This is a genomic window from Algoriphagus taiwanensis (assembly GCF_036245645.1).
GTDB lineage: Bacteria > Bacteroidota > Bacteroidia > Cytophagales > Cyclobacteriaceae > Algoriphagus > Algoriphagus taiwanensis.
In genome coordinates, this window is sequence record NZ_BTPE01000013.1 from 19,978 (window position 1) to 37,397 (window position 17,420).

Below are 17,420 nucleotides of genomic sequence, written 5' to 3' on the forward strand. Positions count from 1 at the left end.
TTATTTATTGTAATAATCCATATACCAATCTGTAAAGGCCTTGACTCCCTGATCTATTGGAGTAGATGGCTTGTATCCTGTATCTCTCACTAAATCTTCCACATCCGCATGAGAGGCAGGTACGTCACCCGGCTGCAGCGGTAAAAGTTCCATTTTGGCTTCTTTTCCCAAGCCCTTTTCCACCGCATGGATGTAGTCCATCAACAGAACCGGAGACGAATTCCCGATATTATAAATTTTAAATGGGACTTTGCTGCTTCCGGGGTCAGGATTCTTTGGATCGAAGTCTTTATTGGGTCGAGCAGGGCGATCAGCGACTTTTAGAATCCCTTCCACGATATCGTCAATGTAGGTAAAATCCCTTTTCATTTGCCCGTAATTGAAAACTTGGATCGGTTCCCCTTTCAGAATAGCTTCTGTGAAAAGGAAAAGGGCCATATCCGGTCTCCCCCATGGTCCATATACAGTGAAAAACCTCAATCCGGTAGTGGGAACTCCAAAAAGATGGCTGTAGGTATGCGCCATCAATTCATTGGATTTTTTGGAGGCAGCATAGAGGGAAATCGGATGATCTACAGAGTCTGAGGTAGAAAAAGGCATTTTTTCATTTGCCCCATATACCGAGCTTGAAGAAGCATAAACCAAGTGCTTGACGGGATGAAACCGGCAAGCTTCCAAAATATTCAGGAATCCTGTGATATTGCTGTGCACGTACACTTCAGGATGAGTAAGGGAATACCTAACCCCAGCCTGAGCAGCTAGATGGATAACCACGTCAAATTTCTCCTGTTCAAAAAGTTTCAATAATGGCTCTTTCTCAGCCAAATCGAGTTTCACAAAACGGTAATTGGCATACTTGGAAGAAGCAACTAAAAGCCCGGTCTCGATTTTCTCTTTGGCTATTCCATGATGCTGAAGTCGAGAATATTTGAGATTGATATCGTAATAATCATTGATGATATCCAGCCCAACTACATCTTCCCCTTGATCTATCAGTTTTTGTGCAACATGAAATCCAATAAATCCGGCGGCGCCGGTCACCAGGTACTTCATAAAGAAAAGTCTTGTGTATGATTGAAGTCCAAAGATAAACGATTCTCCCGTTTATGCCTGCTCGATGAGCCTTTGGTATTCATTAAAAATCAACTCATGCATCCTCTTTCTTTCGAAGTGTTCTTTTACTTCCAGATAAAGATTGTCGGCATATTCGGCCATTTTATCTCTTTTGACAAAAGCAAACTCCAAGGCCTCTTTAAGTACCGGAGCATCTTTGACTGGAAAAATAAGCCCAGTCTTCTGCTGAGTGATCAAATCCCTATTGCCGATAATGTCCGAGCAGATCACCGGAACCTGCATGGCTCCTGCTTCCAAAAGCACATTGGGAAAGCCTTCCCGGTGAGACGCATGAACCAGCACATCAGCCAAAGCCAGGTAGTGAGAAACATGATCAGTCCAATCGATTTGGACAATTCGTGGATGATCCTGAATAGTCTGAATAGTGGCAGGAGAAAGAGGGTTTAATTCCTGCTCGAAGGAACCCAAAAGCACCAATTTGGATCTGTTGACGATCTTCGATTCTAAAAATGCATTGACCAATTCCTCAATCCCTTTGTCCTTTACCAGCCTGCCAACTGCGAGAATAATGAAATCCTGATCGCCGGGTAAAATCCGCATGGTAGCAGCTACCAGATGATTTTCCTTCAGGTTGTCCCGGTTGAATTTCTCCAAGTCGATCCCGTTAGAAGAGCCTCTGCCGATTAGCTTAAGCTTACCGGAAGGACAAAATCCGGACTTGACTACAAAATCCAAAAGCCCCTTGGAGTTAGGCCATACTTCCGTGGCATTGGAATACGTCCATTTTTCGGCATTTTCCAAAAGCCCTTTTTTGCTGCCCTCAGCTGCCATAGCAGGGATTCCTGCAAGGGTATGTATCCGGATTTTCACCCCGGCAAGGTTAGCTGCAATCATACCCAACAAGCCAGCTTTGGGAGTATGGGTATGAACGATGTCCGGCTTTTCCCTTTTGAAAAGTTTGACTAATTGGGCTATGCACTTGAGGTCTTGGACAGGGGTGATTTTTCTGGAGAAAGGGATCACCTCATGCCTGACGCCTTCATTTTTGATCACTTGGGCTACTTCCCGCCCATCCGCACTGACCATGATTACCTCCCAACCCTTTTCTTTCATAAACTTCATCTGACCGGCAAGGAGAAGCTTGAGAGAAATTGGAACAGTAGTGATTCGGATCAGTTTTGGCATCAAAAAAGCAGATTCTTGGGTCGCAAAGGTAAGATTTTTAACGAGTCAAACTTCCCCAAAATTGACAGTTGACCCAGAAAATATCCAAAATGCACTAATGATTTTTAGTCATAGACTATTTGAAAAAAAGGGAAAAGGATTAAAAAATCGACTAATCCCCTTCTTCCAATTCAAATAAATCTTCTACGGGAACTCCAAAAACCTTTGAAATCTTCAAGGCCAAAACGGTAGAGGGAACATATTTTCCAGCCTCAATTGAATTGATGGTCTGCCTGGAGACCTGAACCTTCTCTGCCAAATCCTGCTGGGTTAAATTTTGCCTGGCACGCTCAACTTTTATGGTATTTTTCATGAGGCCAAGTCCAAATTTTTTTGCTCTTTCATCAAAACCCAATGGAAACGAACCAAGAAAAGAACCGGAATGGTGAACATGTTGAAAAATATAAACGACAAATAGTCCAGTCCGAAGAATATCAAGGTTCCCAACACATTGATCAGAAAGTAGCCATAGCAGGCAATCAAAAGACTGTCAAGCCGGATTTTTTGAATGAATTCATCTTCCTCCTTTTCTCTTGAAAAAGAAACCAGGAACAAAGAAACCAAGATGCCAAGAATGGCCACTTCATTGGTGAGATTTTTATCTTCAAAATTGAAAGCCGAAGACAGGGATTGGGTCCCAACATCCAGCCAATCAAAGGTAAACTCATTAAATGCAGCCATATAAGTCAACACGGCAAATGGCCCAAGTAAGATCCAACCTACTAGCTTGAATCGATGAGGCAATAGAATTTTGGATAGCTTCATAGTCAGCGTAGTTAATTCTCGTCTTTACTCGCCTGATATTTCTGCAACTGAAAGGCCGCATAGATATAGAGATTCAATAAAAACAGGACCAGATAGGCAGTGAATATTTCCGATGTGAATCGGTCAAATCTCACATAATTGATCAGCATCAAGGCAGCCAATCCCCAGATCAACCAGAAAAATCCGGTCTGAAAAGCCTGAAGACGGAATGAGCGAATCATTTCATCTTCCAATTTCTCCTTGGTCAGGTTCAATATCCCGAAGCCAATAGCCCAGAACCCATAAATCAGTTGAGACGCCTCATTGGGCGCCCAATCAGGATTAGCGAAAGCCAATCCTATGACCAAAACTACCGGCAGAGGAAAAAAGACAAATGCTATCTTTTTCCATAAGGTCGGCAAGAGAGGTACTTTGAATAAGGTTTGATTTTCCATAAGTCAAATATTTTTTACTAAATGTAAAATAACCTTTACTTTATGTCAAATAAAATTTCCAATTTTTTTCAAAAGAATAGTATTTTGCTAAAAGAATGATTTTTCATTTTGGCAAAAAAGAGCCCGATTTGTTTACCTTTATTCAATCAATCAAGCTTTTAATTAACTACTCCATGCTCAACAACCAGAAAATCGCCATTATCGGATGTGGAAACCTTGGAACATCCATTGCCAATGGTTTATTGATGAAGGAGGATTTTGATCCAAAAAATCTCAGCCTGACTAAAAGAAATACCAGCTCTCTGTCTGAGTTTGAAGCGAGAGGAGTTCATGTCCACTCGGATAATAAGATAGCAGCCCAATACGCAGATATCATTCTTTTGGGGGTGAAACCATACAACGTTTCCACTATCCTTAAGGAAATCCAACCGGTATTACATCCTCAAAAACAGTTAATCATCTCCTTGGCTACAGGTATTACACTGGAAGAAATGTATCAGGTGCTAGATCAGAATACGGTGACTTTTCGGGCTATGCCCAACATCGCCGCTGATATCCAGGAATCAATCACCTGTATCTGCCATCAAAAAGCTCTGCCTGTACAGGTCGAATTGGTAAAGGAACTCTTTGATTCGATTGGATTTACCATATCCATTGATGAAAGCCTGATGGAAGCTGCTACTGTTCTGGGTGCGTGTGGGATTGCCTATGTTTTGAGATTTATGCGGGCAATGATTCAGGGGGGAATTCAGATCGGTTTTGATGCCAATACAGCCAGCCAAATCGTGAATCAAACGGTCAAAGGAGCGGCAGAATTGATGATCCAAAAAAACATTCACCCGGAAGCCGCGATTGACAAAGTAACCACACCGAAAGGATGTACCATAGTCGGATTGAATGAAATGGAACATCAAGGCTTCAGTTCCGCAATGGTACGCGGGGTAATTGCCAGTTACGAGAAAATAGAAAAGTAGACTCCTCTTCCCCCTGCCTATAGCAACCTACAAATCCTTGTAGGTTTTTTTATGCCTTTTTTTCATTGTGGCTTGGCCCCAAATCCATCCCAAGCAGGCTTAGAAAAAATTTTCAATTCTTATTTCATTACGAATCGATCAATTGAAAACGAGTTATAAAAATAGGAAATCGATTTCTTCACAATTTGATAATAGGAAGCCTTCTCAGGCTTTGCAATCGATAGAACAAAACTTATCGTATTCGAATAGTGCAATTATTTGTTACAAAATTGAAAGAAGAGCAAAAAAGAATAAATATAGAATTGTTTTTAAATTGAATCTTTTTATTAGCTTTGTCTCGGGTGATAAACAACTTTTGCTATTCCTTTTTGAGAGACTCGACTTTTAAAAGGGAGGAATGTTTGGTACTTTTTCCTCCTCCTTTTCTCATAATTTTGAACTTCTGCTCAATAAAAAAGCCTTCTGTTTTCGCAGAAGGCTCTTTTTTTATGAAATGAATTCAGATTTTTAGTCGAAAAGCTCCGCGAGCTTGTTCTCCAAGGAAGGTCCTCTGAGATCCTTGGCAATTATTTTTCCATCCGGATCAATCATATAGGTCGCAGGAATAGCCTGAATCTGATACGTCTCTGCAGCCACCGAATTGAAGTATTTCAAATCAGAAACTTGCGTCCAAGTCAGCTGATCCTCCGCAATGGCCTTTACCCAATCTTCTTTGGTTCTATCCAAGGAAACCCCAAAAACTTCAAAACCTTTATCCTTGTACTGATTGTAAAGTCTCACTACGTTGGGATTTTCCTGACGGCATGGCTTGCACCAGGCTGCCCAAAAATCAATCAAAACATATTTTCCTCTGAGGTCAGAAAGCTTGACTAGCTTCCCATCAGGGTTTGGAAGCTCGATCTCTGGTGCAGGCTGCCCCACCGACAATGCTCTCAACTCATCCAATTGCTGCTTCATCTGCATGATGGAAGAAGTGCCTGGATATAGGTCGTTTAGCTTGGCAATGAGCTCGTCAATAAAAGGAAAGTCATTTTTTGGATTGAGCAATCCAACAGCAGCGAGCGGGGCAAAGGAGTCTCCCATGCTGCTGATCATCGCTTTTACTTTCTCTGCCTGATCCGATTCCAATTTCAAGGCTTCGGTCTGAATCTGCTTAATGGCTTCGGTATCATTATTTCCCATAGCTTCGTAGTACCGCTCATTCAGTTGATTGACTGCAAGCTGATACTCCTCCATCAGGGTCTCGATTTTCAGCATTTCCTGAGAATCCTTAGATCCTTCGATAACCAGACTCGATGGCTCATTGAAGTTGTAGCTCACAGAGACATCTTCATCAAGCAGAGCCAGTCTTACTGATCGCTGCCCATAGAGATTCAATTCATAGAAAGTCGGGGTATTGACCTCCAACTCATAGGAAAATTCTCCCTGAGCATTTACATCCAAAGTATCCAATACCTTGGGTCTGCTGTCTGTGAATTGGGAAAGAATCACCATTCCCTCGGGCGCATTGCCGATTTTTCCGGATACCTGAACCTTCCCGTCAGTTGAAGTTTCACCTCCTCCACAGGAGAAAAGTGAAAGCGAGGCAATCATCCAGATTCCAATCATCATTTTGTTCATAGCTTTAATTTTCCAATAATTCTGTCAATAAGCGGGTAGCTACTTTAGGGTCAGCTTTACCTTGGGACTTTTTCATCACTTGCCCCATAAACATGCCCATCAGTCCTTTTTTCCCGGATCGATATTCGGCCACTTTGGCTTGGTTTTCTTCTAATACACTTTCTACAATAGGTTTCAATGAATCTTCATCGCTTTCCTGAATCAGATTGAGGCGGTGTGCCACCTCTTCCGGATTTTCTCCTGAATTTTTGAAAAGTTCAGGATAGATTTTTTGCGAAGCAATAGTGAAAGATATTTTCCCCTCATCAATTAATGCAATTAGTTGTGCGATGGTTTGGGGTTGAATTGGAAAATCCTTTACAGAAAGAGAAAGTTCATTCAAGGAAGATTTGATAGGCCCCATAATCCAGTTGGAGGCGGCTTTGTAATTTTTGGTTTTGGAACACAATTCCTCAAACCAAAGTGCCAAGTCTTTTTCCTCGGTCAAAAACGCCGCATCATACACCGGAAGACCATACACATCCATGAATTTATGGAAGAGTTCCTTGGGCAAAGCCGGCATCTGATGCTGAATAGAGGACAACCATTCCTCTGAAATGACCACAGGACTGAGGTCCGGTTCGGGAAAATAGCGGTAGTCATTCAGATCTTCTTTGGTCCTCATGCTCGCTGTTGTGAAGGTATTGGCATCGAAAGTTCGTGTCTCAGATACCACTTCCTCTCCCTTTTCGAGCAATTCGACCTGACGGTCAAACTCGTGCTCAATAGCCCGGGCTACATTACGGAAGGAGTTCATGTTTTTCACTTCTACCTTCTTCCCGTACTCGGTAGCCCCCTTTTTCATCACGGAGACATTGGCATCACAGCGAAGGGAACCTTCTTCCATGTTCCCGTCACAGATTTCGAGGTATTTGACCAACTTCTTGATTTCAGAAAGAAAAGCGGTGGCCTCTTCTGAGCTTCTCAAATCCGGATCGGTCACAATCTCAATCAAGGCAGTGCCTGCCCGGTTAAAATCTACCGCAGTATCCGACTCTCCAGCCAAATGGAGTGACTTGCCCGCATCCTCCTCGAGATGGACCCGATTGAGATGGATTTCTTTTTCTGTGCCGTCCGCCAAAAGGATCGGGACTATCCCTCCTACACAAATCGGTCCCTTGTCCTGAGTGATCTGAAAACCTTTGGGAAGGTCTGGATAAAAGTAGTTTTTGCGGGAAAAGATATTCGTTCGGGTAATCTCTGAATTGCAAGCCAAGCCCATTTTGACCGCATATTCTACAGCCTTCTTGTTGATTTTGGGTAAAGTGCCGGGATGGCCCAAAGTAATTACGGACACCTGTGTATTAGGATGATTTCCAAACTCAGTAGAGTCCGCAGCGAATATTTTACTTTCAGTCTGCAATTGGGCATGGACTTCCAGCCCGATTACCACCTGATATTTATCTTTTATTTCCTCGCTAGGCATGATTTATAGGTTCGGTTTTACAAAAACATGGCCTTGGCTTTGGCCACTGCTTTTTCCAATCCGGACAGGTCTTTTCCTCCTGCTGTAGCAAAGAAAGGCTGTCCTCCTCCTCCACCTTGGATTTCTCTAGCCAAATCCCGGACAATCTGACCTGCATTCCAGCCCTTGGAAGCAATCAGACTTTCTTCCAAAATGACAGCAAGCTGGGGCTTGTCTTCAATTTTTGCCGCTAACACCACCAAAGCTGGAGAGACTTCATTCTTCAATTCGTAAGCCAGTTTTTTCAAGGAATCTGCATTTGGCAATTCAACTTGAGAAATCAGGATCTGAACTCCTTCTTTTTCTACAAACTGCTTCAGCAACTCACTCTTTACTCCGGCCGCTTTTTCTAAATGAAGGGTTTCGATTTCCTTCTTCAAGTCGTTTCTCTCCTGAATCAGGGATTCAATCGCCTTTTTGACATCTCTTGGATTCTTTAGCAATTCCTGAATTTCCTTGACCAAAGCTTCCTGCTCACGCAAATAAGCCTCGACAGCCTTGGATGTGATGGCTTCCACTCTCCTAACTCCGGCAGAGATAGAACCTTCTGAAGTAATCTTAAACAGTCCAATCTGTGAAGTAGCAGGAACGTGAGTGCCTCCGCAAAGTTCTACGGAGAAATCCTTATCAAAAGTGATCACACGCACAAAGTCTCCGTACTTTTCTCCGAAAAGAGCCGTAGCTCCCATCTTCTTAGCTTCTTCGATAGGCACGTTTCTTTGCTCTACCAAAGGAATATTTTCTCTCACCTTGGCATTGACAATCTCTTCCACACGGGCGATTTCCTCCTCAGACATTTTTCCAAAATGAGAAAAATCAAAGCGAAGGAGGTTTTCATTCACCAAAGATCCACGCTGCTGAATATGATCACCCAACACCTCTCTCAAAGCTGATTGGAGCAAATGGGTAGCCGTGTGGTTGTTCATGGTCAAAGTTCGCTTCTCTCTGTCCACTTCTGCTGAGAAGCGCTTTTCAGGATTGGTTGGCAACTTTTCAACAAAATGAACGATCAGATCATTTTCCTTTTTGGTGTCGATGACACGGATTTTCTCCGAATCAGAGACCAACCAGCCGGTATCGCCTACCTGTCCCCCGCTTTCGGCATAGAAAGGCGTTTTGTCCAAGACCAATTGGTACCGGTCGCCCTTCTTGTCTGTGATGGTTCTGTATTTGATGATATGAGAATGAGTCTCTGTAAAATCATACCCGATAAATTCCACGCCTGTATCCTCATGGACCAGGACCCAATCTCCGGTTTCCGATTCAGAAGCGGCTCTGGAACGGGTCTTTTGCTTTTCCATTTCTTCAGCAAAACCTTTTTCATCCACAGAGAAGCCGTTTTCTCTGGCGATCAGGGAAGTGAGGTCCAGAGGAAAACCATAGGTATCGTAAAGTTCAAAGGCGGTTTTACCCGGGATTACTTTCTCATTTTTAGCATTCAGTTCTGACTTGATAGATTCGAGCATTTTCAGCCCGTTGTCCAAAGTGCGAAGGAAAGAGGTCTCTTCTTCCTGAATTACTTTGGCAATAAACTCCTGCTGAGCCCGTACTTCCGGGAAAATATCCCCAAAGTATTCTGCAATCAGCGGAGTCAATTCGTACAAAAACGGCTGCTGAAAGCCCAGAAAAGTATATCCGTAACGGACAGCCCGGCGGAGGATTCTTCGGATGACATAGCCAGCCTTATTATTGGAAGGAATCTGTCCATCGGCGATGGTAAAAGAAATGGCTCGGATATGATCTACAATCACCCGGAAAGCGATGTCATCGGCCTCATTTTGACCATAGGTTTTTCCGGACTTTTTCTCCAAAGCCTGAATAAATGGCTCAAACAAATCCGTGTCATAGTTGGAGGACTTCCTCTGAATCGCCCGCACCAGACGCTCAAAGCCCATCCCGGTATCCACGTGCTTGGCAGGGAGCTCCTTGAGGCTTCCGTCAGCCAAACGGTTAAACTGCATGAAAACCAGATTCCAGATTTCAATTACTTGAGGATGGTCGTTGTTGACTAAGTCACGACCGGGAGTTTGAGCTCTTTCGGCTTCAGACCTGAGATCCACATGAATCTCGGAACAAGGTCCACAGGGACCTGTATCTCCCATTTCCCAGAAATTATCCTTTTTGGAACCCATAATGATCCGATCCTCGGGAACGATGGATTTCCAAAGATCATAGGCTTCCTGATCCATGGCCAGCTTATCTCCCTCGTCTCCCTGAAAAACAGACACATACAATCTGTCCTTAGGAAGTTGATAAACCTCGGTCAAAAGCTCCCAAGCCCACTCAATAGCCTCTTTTTTGAAGTAATCTCCAAAGGACCAATTGCCCAACATCTCAAACATGGTGTGATGGTATGTATCCACCCCAACCTCTTCTAGGTCATTATGCTTGCCGCTGACGCGGAGACATTTTTGGGAATTGGCTACTCTAGGATATTTGGCGATCTCATTGCCTAAAAACGCATCCTTAAACTGATTCATCCCCGCATTGGTAAACATCAGTGTGGGGTCATTTTTGACTACGATTGGCGAGGAAGGAACGTAATAGTGTTGTTTGGATTGGAAAAACTCAATAAACGTACTTCGGATTTTCTTTGCTTCCATGGAGGATATGTCGTGCAGGAATTTTGATTTTCTTCATTTTAGGCCAAAAAAGGCCCTTTTTATCGGGTCACAAAATTAGCAGATTTGACGGGCAATCGAGGATTTGATTGATAATTTATTAATCTCGAAGGCAATCTTTGAAAAAAATAAAAGCAATCCTTTTTCTTTTTTTCCGGACGATCCACTCCCGGATAAAATAAAATATGCCGTTGGGATTAGTAGAACACTAGGAACCTGGAAGTACGGATCAAAGACCCACTTTTACGCCTTAAGAACTTTCTCGTGAAAAAAGTAACGAAATCAAATCATCTGTGCCCTTCTGTGAAATCTGTGAGAAAAAAATTCTTTGGCTTTCCTTTCGAAAAGACTTATTCAATGAACTCCGCGCCTCTGCGGTGTTTTTTCTCTTTGTACCCTCTATTTTAACCTTTGAGACCTTAGTGGTTAAAGCTTAGGCTCCACCCACATTCCTCCCAAAAATACCAACATCCCTACCAAGCCAATCCAAGGAGAAATCTGCTGAAACTGCTCTTTTTCGGTCTTTCTAGAATCCTGTTGAAGTTGTGAAATATACTTTCCCGTGCTTACTGCCGGAAACTCCTCCGCTTGAAAGCTGTAAACCGATAAATCCTCTCCTGCATCCATCCAACCTGATTTCGTGGGAAGCCAATCTCCAGTTGCCTGAAATTCATTGATGGGATTTGGCTTCAACCAAAGCGTATCCTCGCCTATGCTCCAAAATTCCGGCAAGCTATCTTGATCAAAAAGCTGAATCTGAGTTTCCAAGCCTTGAAAAATCGGTGCATCCAAACGCTTGGAACGGGGTTCGGCAGGTTCCATCGCCCCAAAAACCTCTCCCCAAATTTCTTCATAAGCGTCCCTTTTCCCTTCCAAAATCAGTGGATAACTCGATTCCAACAAGCTGATTCCGATTTGTCTACTTCCCGCCTGCTCAATAGCGATCCGATCATCTAAAAATGCTTTCTGACCTCGTTTCTTTTTCCATCGGAAAGGCAAGGCTTCCAACCCATTTTCCAATTCTGTTTTGGCAGCTTCCAACTCAAAATCAGTCCCAAAAAGCCGATTGACCTGTTGAGAGAGTGCCACAGGATCGGCAACTTGGATTAGCATTAGATTCTCTTTTCCCTCTTTAATCCAGTCCTGCAAAGACTTTTGATTGAGTTGTGCTGGATCGATAATTCGGATTTGGAGTGAATCTTTATTTTCATCAGTCACCAAAAATGATTCCTTGGAAAGCTGAATCTGCTCACTAACCGTTTCTCCTTTTTCCCTTAGAAAAGTTGCAAGTGCCCGGCTTTCCGCACTTGGAAACCCAAGCTGAAATTGATACTTCTTGGGAACCGAGGGTCCCACAAAATAGCGTAAAACAGAAAGCGTGTCAGATCCCAAAATTAAGGGAACTTCCGCCCTCCCCTGACCTGAAGTGGCAAACTCCAAGATGCCTTGGTTCCAACCGGAATTCAAGATAAGTGAATCCGTTTTTGGTATTCCAAGTTTGAAAACTTGGTCTGGATTGGTGGAAAAGACTGAAAAAGTAACTCGTTGAAGCTCTCCTTTTCGCAAATAGCCCTTCCAGGAAATATCCCGAATCAACCCATTTTCTCTCGGTAAAAACCAGTCAGTCTCCAGTCTGCGAAACGGATATAATTCTGCTTCTGAGAACTTCTTTCCCAGCAAAATCACTTGATCCGACTGCTTTTCAAAATCCATAATCTCGACTGCATTTTCCAAGCCCAAACTGTCTTTCCAAAACTCAATTTCAGCCCTTTCCAGACCACTTTGATAGACCAACCAAGACTCAGATTCTTTTGGATTTAATACTTGTGGTCGAAGAAGTGATAAAGCCAAAAAAGCCCAAAATCCAACAAATAGACCAATTTTGACCCAAAGTCGATTTTTTGAAACACCCTTTTTCCCATAAAAAAATACCGAAAACAATCCGATCACAAGGACCAAAATCAATATGGTCCAGATGAGTAAATCTGATACGATCAGTGCGAAGGAAATGCTCATTGATTTTTCTTTAAAAAAGCACTTTTTAAAGCTTGATTCGAAAGCTGACTTGGGCCTGTGTTTTTGTAATTTTTAGCCAAGGGATAGAGCTTTTCTCGAAGAAGAGTTCTGCCTTTTTCATCCAGTTTTCCGGCTTCCAATTCCTGCAAAGCCAGCAAAACCGACCAGTCTTCCATACCGGAATTCTGAATCCTCGCCGACCACAATTGACCCAATTGATTAACTTTTTCCCGTTCCGCCGCATAAAGCTCTTGTTTCAGTAACAAGCCCAAGACTTCCGAAGCCAAAGGTTCGATCTGGGCTTCCAGTTCGGCCAACTCCTTTTCCAAACGATTCCCCAATTCCTCCAATTTTCCGTTCAATCGAATCTCATCTTCTTTGATCGGAGGCGGGTCATAGCCCGTTCGCTTGATGTAAACCCGTGATTTTTGTTGCACGGTTTTCAGCATTTCCAAAGCCTTGTATTGATACGGAAGGGATTTTTCGGGTTCGAAAAGCCGTAAATACAACTCTGCCTGCCACATTTGCTCAAGAGCCGACTTCAGTGCACCTCGGGTACTTTTTTCAAAATAGGTGTTCATCTCCTCCGAATCGTGGGCATGCATGTAGTCCGCAAGCAGATTCTCAATTCCTCCACCTGTATTCCCTTCTTCCTCCCCATGATCGTGTCCCTCATGGCCTTCGTGGCCTTCTTCCTCGATTTTGAAATCCGGATCATGCTCGCCTTCCTGATCGTGCAGGTGCATGTACCCACTCAAAAGATCGCCTTCCTGCCCTTCGATTGTGCCTCCTCCTGCATCTGACTCAAACTCCTCTCCCAAGTATTGTCCATAGCGCAAGCGAAGGAGTTTTTGATCATATCCAATCTCATTGGAGGTGAAATTGAAATCTTTTTCCGACTTCTTCTTCCGCTCGGCGATCAGCTTTTCGGTGTCGATGATGATCTGCCTCTGACTGCGAAAATAATCTGGAAGCACATTGATGGCCATACCTGCAAAAGCTTCCTCGCTGTCGTCATTCTCATCAAAATACTTGATGAAATAGGTATCCGAACGGGAAAAATTGGCTTCCGGTTGCTTATTATCCCGAGCCGACCAGTAGTAATACAGCTCATCCCCCGGCTGGAAATCCATGCCGGAAAGGTCCAAAACCAATTCGCTGGATTTCTTTTGAAAAGGCCGATTTTCCACCGGGATTTGAGTTTCCCGAAACTTCACATTTTCACCTCTTCCTCTAGCCAATGTCGCCACGATGACTACTTCCTGAACTCGAAAATCATCGGAAATCTGAGCCTTGAGCGGGATTTTAGGATTATTTCCAGGGAAAAAGAACTTGTAGGTCTCCTTTTCGTCAGGCTCGATAACCGGACTCAAATCCTCCACGGCCTCCAAAGTGTAAAACTCCGATTGGAAAACGGCCTCCCCTTTTCTATAAGCCTGAATGGAATAAATACCCGAGCCGAGTAACTGCTCCTGAAGAGAAAAAATACCTGAATTAGCCTGAAATAGCAGTTTTTCATTCCCTGAATTCACCAAAAACACTTCCAACTCATCTCCATTTTGAAAATTCAATTCCCATTTTATCCTCGAACCCTTCAAAGCTTTGATGTTCAGATTGGATTCGGTTTTGGAGGGAATTCCAGTGTATGGCGGGGACTGAATCTGAACTTGGGCAGATTGGAGAATGGGTAGGTTTGCAGGATTAGAAACCACTTGCGCCAGTTCATTCAGCTGAGAAGTAGAGATTAATGGAGTTGGATTGGAATGGCTCAGATAAGGAATGGCATAAGAGAGCAGAGCCGAACCTGCAAAACCTACCAAAAAAGGCCAAAGACCAATTCCCCAAACTGAGATTTTCTGTGGGATTTGTTTCAAAATCCGTGAAACCTGTAGCTGTTCGGCGATATTCAATTCCTTTTTGTCCAGCAGTTCCAAACTGAACTCCATATTTCCAGCCTGCTGATGCACGACCTGAACTGCCTTTTTTCGTTGGCTTCGAAAAGCACCCAAAGCCATAGCAATGATCACCGTCCCTGCCCCTGTCACCACACTTTTCCAAGTCTCATTTTCCCACCAAATCCCCAAAATCAAGGCAATACTCACATTGAGCAAAAGAGCCTTCAACCAAAGATTGGCCGAAAGCTGTAGCTCGATGGAGGCGATATGGGCTTGGAGTTTATTCACAGGTTAGCGCGGTAAGCGAGAAAGCGTTCGATGGCGAAGAGCACTAGCATTAGAACCAAGAGAACTTCGTTGCCATTGGCGGTCTTGGTTAATTTGGAACTTGGGATAGTCAAAAACTTCTGTTCGAGTTGGGTTTTGCTGATTTTCAGGTCAGCTTTTCCTAAACCCAAATGGGTTAAAATCTTTCCCAAAATCAACTCAGGCAAAAGCCCATTTGCTACCATTTCATCCCAGTTTTGATTGATCGAATTGCTTAAAGTAAAAACTTGATCTTTATTTTCAATCAATTGATTTTCAAACAACAATAAAACCTGATTTTCTTTCAGGTTTGAAATCAAGGAGTCGGAAAATACAAACTCAGCATCTTCCAAATCACTCTCGGTAAAGCTCATTCCATAAACCTGAGAAATTGCATCAAGGGCATTTCGAACGTTTGTTTTCCTTTCATCCGACAAGTCACCAAAAGCAAAGGAAAATTGACTTGGAATACTCTTGGTAGAACTTCCCATTGAGGCTGTTTTCACTAAAATCCCTTTTGAATCCAAGCCCAAAGACTCGCCTGATTCCAAAGAAATACTCGGGCTGCTTGATTTGGAAATGTAATTTTCTGCCACACGAACTACGGGTTGCTGAGGTAGCCAATAGCTATTTTTAGGAAAAAAAGAGTCCTGCAAACCTGTATAGAGGTAAATCGAATCCGTATCGGCTTCCAATTCCTCCAAATAGTTCCGAAGGTTTTCCAAAGAGAAATCCAAGCTTGAAATGGGATTGGCTTGATAATCCGGCAAGCCTGCTGCGAGCCATCGAACTTGCTGCCCCTTCTCTGTCGCTTGCTCAAGTTCAAACCGAAACTCCGCCTCCACTTGCTCATCCGGCCAAATCAGATGCACGACCTTATATTCTCGACTACTTCCCAGCCCTTTCCAGACTAGTCCGGCCAATAAAACAACAAGGACTATCATAAGTAGCATTCGAACCAAAAGCAAGAGCCAATTCTCGAGTTTGACCGAACGACTGGATTGAGATTCTTTGGGATCAAGCCATGGAAAAGCCGCCCATGCGATCAACTTTCCCTTTTTCCCATTCCACAAATGGATCAAAACAGGAATCGTCAAACCCAAAAGGCCCCAAAGCAAGGTCGGCTGAATCCACTCCATCAGGCAAGCTTTTTTCGGTTCAAAATCTGTCGTACCACAGCTGCCAAAGGCTCTTTCATCGAAACCCGCATCAACTGCACATTTGGAGCCTGGAAGGTTTGATCCAAGTGATCTAGATAGGCTTGAAACCTTTTTCGAAAATCCGTCTGCATCGCCCTAGCATCCTGCACCACTTCCTGCCCGGATTCTAAGTCCCGAAATACAAAATTCCCTTCCAGTTTGAAGTCCAGCTCTTGCTCACCCAAAATCTGGATCAACATCAGTTCTTTTCGGGGATGGTTGAAAGCCTTGACAAGGTTTTCCCATTCCGATTCTTTCTGCAAAAAGTCCGAAACCCAAATCACCAATTCCCTTTCTTTTCCCTGAAAAAAAGAATCAGAAACCGGCTGCAAAGGCCAAGAGCCGGCCGCTTTTGCCTGCTCCAAAAACAATAAAATACGCTGAAAGCTTTTGGGACTGGGTGCTACTTTTTGCTCGATTTTGCCTTCGGAAAGTGTAAAATAGCTCAAACCATCACCTTGCAAAAAACCCAGATAAGCCAAAGAAGCAATCAGGTTCTTGGCATAATCCAGCCTGGAAACTCCATTTTCGGTATAATTCATCGATCCGGACAGGTCCAGCATCAGACGAATCTGAAGATTGCTTTCGGTGGTGGATTCCTTGATCATGTACTTTCCGGACCGGGAAAAATACTTCCAGTCGATCCGCTTGAGATCATCCCCGGGCTGATAGTGCCGGTATTGCTCAAACTCACTACCGACCCCAACCCGGATGCCCGAGTGGATGCCTTGCCTCAGCTGCTGACTGATCAGTCTGGCGGCGAGACGCAGGTCATTGAGCTTGATGATCTCCAGATTACTTGGCATGAACAGGTACTTGCTCGAGGATCTTTTTGATGATAAAGTCGGTATCCAACTGCTCGGCCTCAGCCCGGAAATGCAGGGAAATCCGATGCCTCAAGACCGGATAAATCAACTGCTGAATGTCTTCCGGGATCACTGAAAAACGACCTTTCACGATGGCTCTTGCTTTAGCACAAAGCACCAAAGCCTGTCCGGCCCGGGTTCCGGCGCCCCACTCTACGTAGTTTTTCACCTCGGCAACGGTGGTATTTTCCAATCTCGTCGCCCGAATCAACCGGTTGATATAGCCCAACAAGGCAGAATCCAAATGCACCTGTCGGGTAAGCTCCTGTAGTTGCTTGACTTCGGCTCCGGAAAGGACTTTTTGAGGAGAAGCTTTGTAAGTTCCGGTGGTCTTCTGAAGGACTTCGAGTTCCTCCTGCTCAGAAGGATAGCCGAGTTTGATGTACAAAAGAAATCGGTCCAGTTGGGCTTCGGGAAGCGGATAGGTACCACTTTGCTCAATCGGGTTTTGCGTAGCAATAATCAAAAAAGGATCAGGCAATGCGTAGTTTTTCCCAGCATAGGTCACCAACTTTTCCTGCATGGCTTCGAGCAAAGCCGCCTGAGTCTTTGGTGGAGTTCGGTTGATCTCATCGGCTAGGACCATATTGGCGAAGATGGGCCCTTGGTTAAACTGGAAAAACTTCTTGCCCGTGCTATGGTCTTCTTCGAGAATCTCTGTCCCGATGATATCTCCGGGCATCAGGTCGGGCGTAAACTGAATTCGCTTGAAGCTCAGTTCCATCACCTCGGAGATGGTTTTGACCATCAGAGTTTTTGCCAAGCCGGGAACACCCTCGAGCAAACAATGCCCTCCCGCCAAAAGTGTGATGATCACCTCGTCCAGGACTTCCTCCTGTCCGACGATGACCTTGGCAATTTCTTTTTTCAGCAGCGGAATCTTTTCCACGAGCTGTTGGTATTTGATGAGTTCGTTCTCCAA

At 44.0% G+C, this 17,420-nt stretch carries 14 protein-coding genes; 1 reads left to right on the plus strand and 13 read right to left on the minus strand.

Translation table 11 applies throughout. From position 1 onward, the window contains the following. The 5 genes from AAA938_RS16215 to AAA938_RS16235 form a co-directional block, all read right to left on the minus strand. Positions 1-1,053 carry an NAD-dependent epimerase gene (locus tag AAA938_RS16215; RefSeq protein WP_338229804.1) on the minus strand — a complete coding sequence of 351 codons (1,053 nt, stop codon included), beginning with the start codon at positions 1,051-1,053 and terminating at the stop codon, positions 1-3. Between the two features lie 51 nt (positions 1,054-1,104). After that, positions 1,105-2,259 (minus strand): glycosyltransferase family 4 protein, encoded by a 1,155-nt coding sequence (locus AAA938_RS16220; RefSeq protein ID WP_338229805.1) that lies wholly within the window; start codon positions 2,257-2,259, stop codon positions 1,105-1,107. Positions 2,260-2,410: 151 nt separating this feature from the next. After that, on the minus strand, positions 2,411-2,611 hold the full coding sequence (locus AAA938_RS16225) for a helix-turn-helix transcriptional regulator (protein ID WP_338229806.1): 201 nt from the start codon (positions 2,609-2,611) through the stop codon (positions 2,411-2,413). Continuing rightward, complete coding sequence (locus tag AAA938_RS16230) at positions 2,608-3,063, minus strand: hypothetical protein (protein ID WP_338229807.1); 456 nt, start codon at positions 3,061-3,063, stop codon at positions 2,608-2,610. Before AAA938_RS16230 ends, AAA938_RS16225 begins: the two co-directional genes overlap by 4 nt. A gap of 11 nt (positions 3,064-3,074) precedes the next feature. Then, a complete protein-coding gene (locus tag AAA938_RS16235) occupies positions 3,075-3,497 on the minus strand; it encodes a hypothetical protein (protein WP_338229808.1) in 423 nt (140 codons plus the stop codon). Positions 3,498-3,670: 173 nt separating this feature from the next. Here AAA938_RS16235 and proC point away from each other — a divergent pair, with 173 nt between their 5' ends. Further along, on the plus strand, positions 3,671-4,471 hold the full coding sequence (gene proC, locus AAA938_RS16240; RefSeq protein WP_338229809.1) for a pyrroline-5-carboxylate reductase: 801 nt from the start codon (positions 3,671-3,673) through the stop codon (positions 4,469-4,471). Positions 4,472-4,978: 507 nt separating this feature from the next. Here the strand turns inward: proC and AAA938_RS16245 are convergent. The 8 genes from AAA938_RS16245 to AAA938_RS16280 all read right to left on the minus strand — a co-directional run bounded on the left by AAA938_RS16245 (position 4,979) and on the right by AAA938_RS16280 (position 17,420). Continuing rightward, complete coding sequence (locus AAA938_RS16245) at positions 4,979-6,091, minus strand: redoxin domain-containing protein (RefSeq protein ID WP_420915748.1); 1,113 nt, start codon at positions 6,089-6,091, stop codon at positions 4,979-4,981. Between the two features lie 4 nt (positions 6,092-6,095). Continuing rightward, entirely contained in the window at positions 6,096-7,556 is a 1,461-nt protein-coding gene (gene gatB / locus AAA938_RS16250; protein WP_338229810.1) for an Asp-tRNA(Asn)/Glu-tRNA(Gln) amidotransferase subunit GatB, read from the minus strand. A gap of 17 nt (positions 7,557-7,573) precedes the next feature. Further along, the gene (gene alaS, locus AAA938_RS16255; protein ID WP_338229811.1) at positions 7,574-10,198 is read right to left on the minus strand and encodes an alanine--tRNA ligase; all 2,625 of its coding nucleotides are present in this window, start codon (positions 10,196-10,198) and stop codon (positions 7,574-7,576) included. Between the two features lie 444 nt (positions 10,199-10,642). Then, on the minus strand, positions 10,643-12,232 hold the full coding sequence (locus AAA938_RS16260; protein ID WP_338229812.1) for a hypothetical protein: 1,590 nt from the start codon (positions 12,230-12,232) through the stop codon (positions 10,643-10,645). Then, positions 12,229-14,415: a hypothetical protein gene (locus AAA938_RS16265; RefSeq protein WP_338229813.1), complete on the minus strand. Its 2,187-nt coding sequence runs from the start codon at positions 14,413-14,415 to the stop codon at positions 12,229-12,231. Before AAA938_RS16265 ends, AAA938_RS16260 begins: the two co-directional genes overlap by 4 nt. Further along, complete coding sequence (locus tag AAA938_RS16270) at positions 14,412-15,572, minus strand: BatA domain-containing protein (RefSeq protein WP_338229814.1); 1,161 nt, start codon at positions 15,570-15,572, stop codon at positions 14,412-14,414. The genes AAA938_RS16265 and AAA938_RS16270 overlap by 4 nt, the downstream gene beginning before the upstream one ends. After that, positions 15,572-16,438, minus strand: coding sequence for a DUF58 domain-containing protein (locus AAA938_RS16275; RefSeq protein ID WP_338229815.1), 867 nt, complete (start codon positions 16,436-16,438; stop codon positions 15,572-15,574). The genes AAA938_RS16270 and AAA938_RS16275 overlap by 1 nt, the downstream gene beginning before the upstream one ends. Beyond that, positions 16,428-17,420, minus strand: a complete 993-nt coding sequence (locus AAA938_RS16280) for an AAA family ATPase (RefSeq protein ID WP_338229816.1) — start codon at positions 17,418-17,420, stop codon at positions 16,428-16,430. The genes AAA938_RS16275 and AAA938_RS16280 overlap by 11 nt, the downstream gene beginning before the upstream one ends.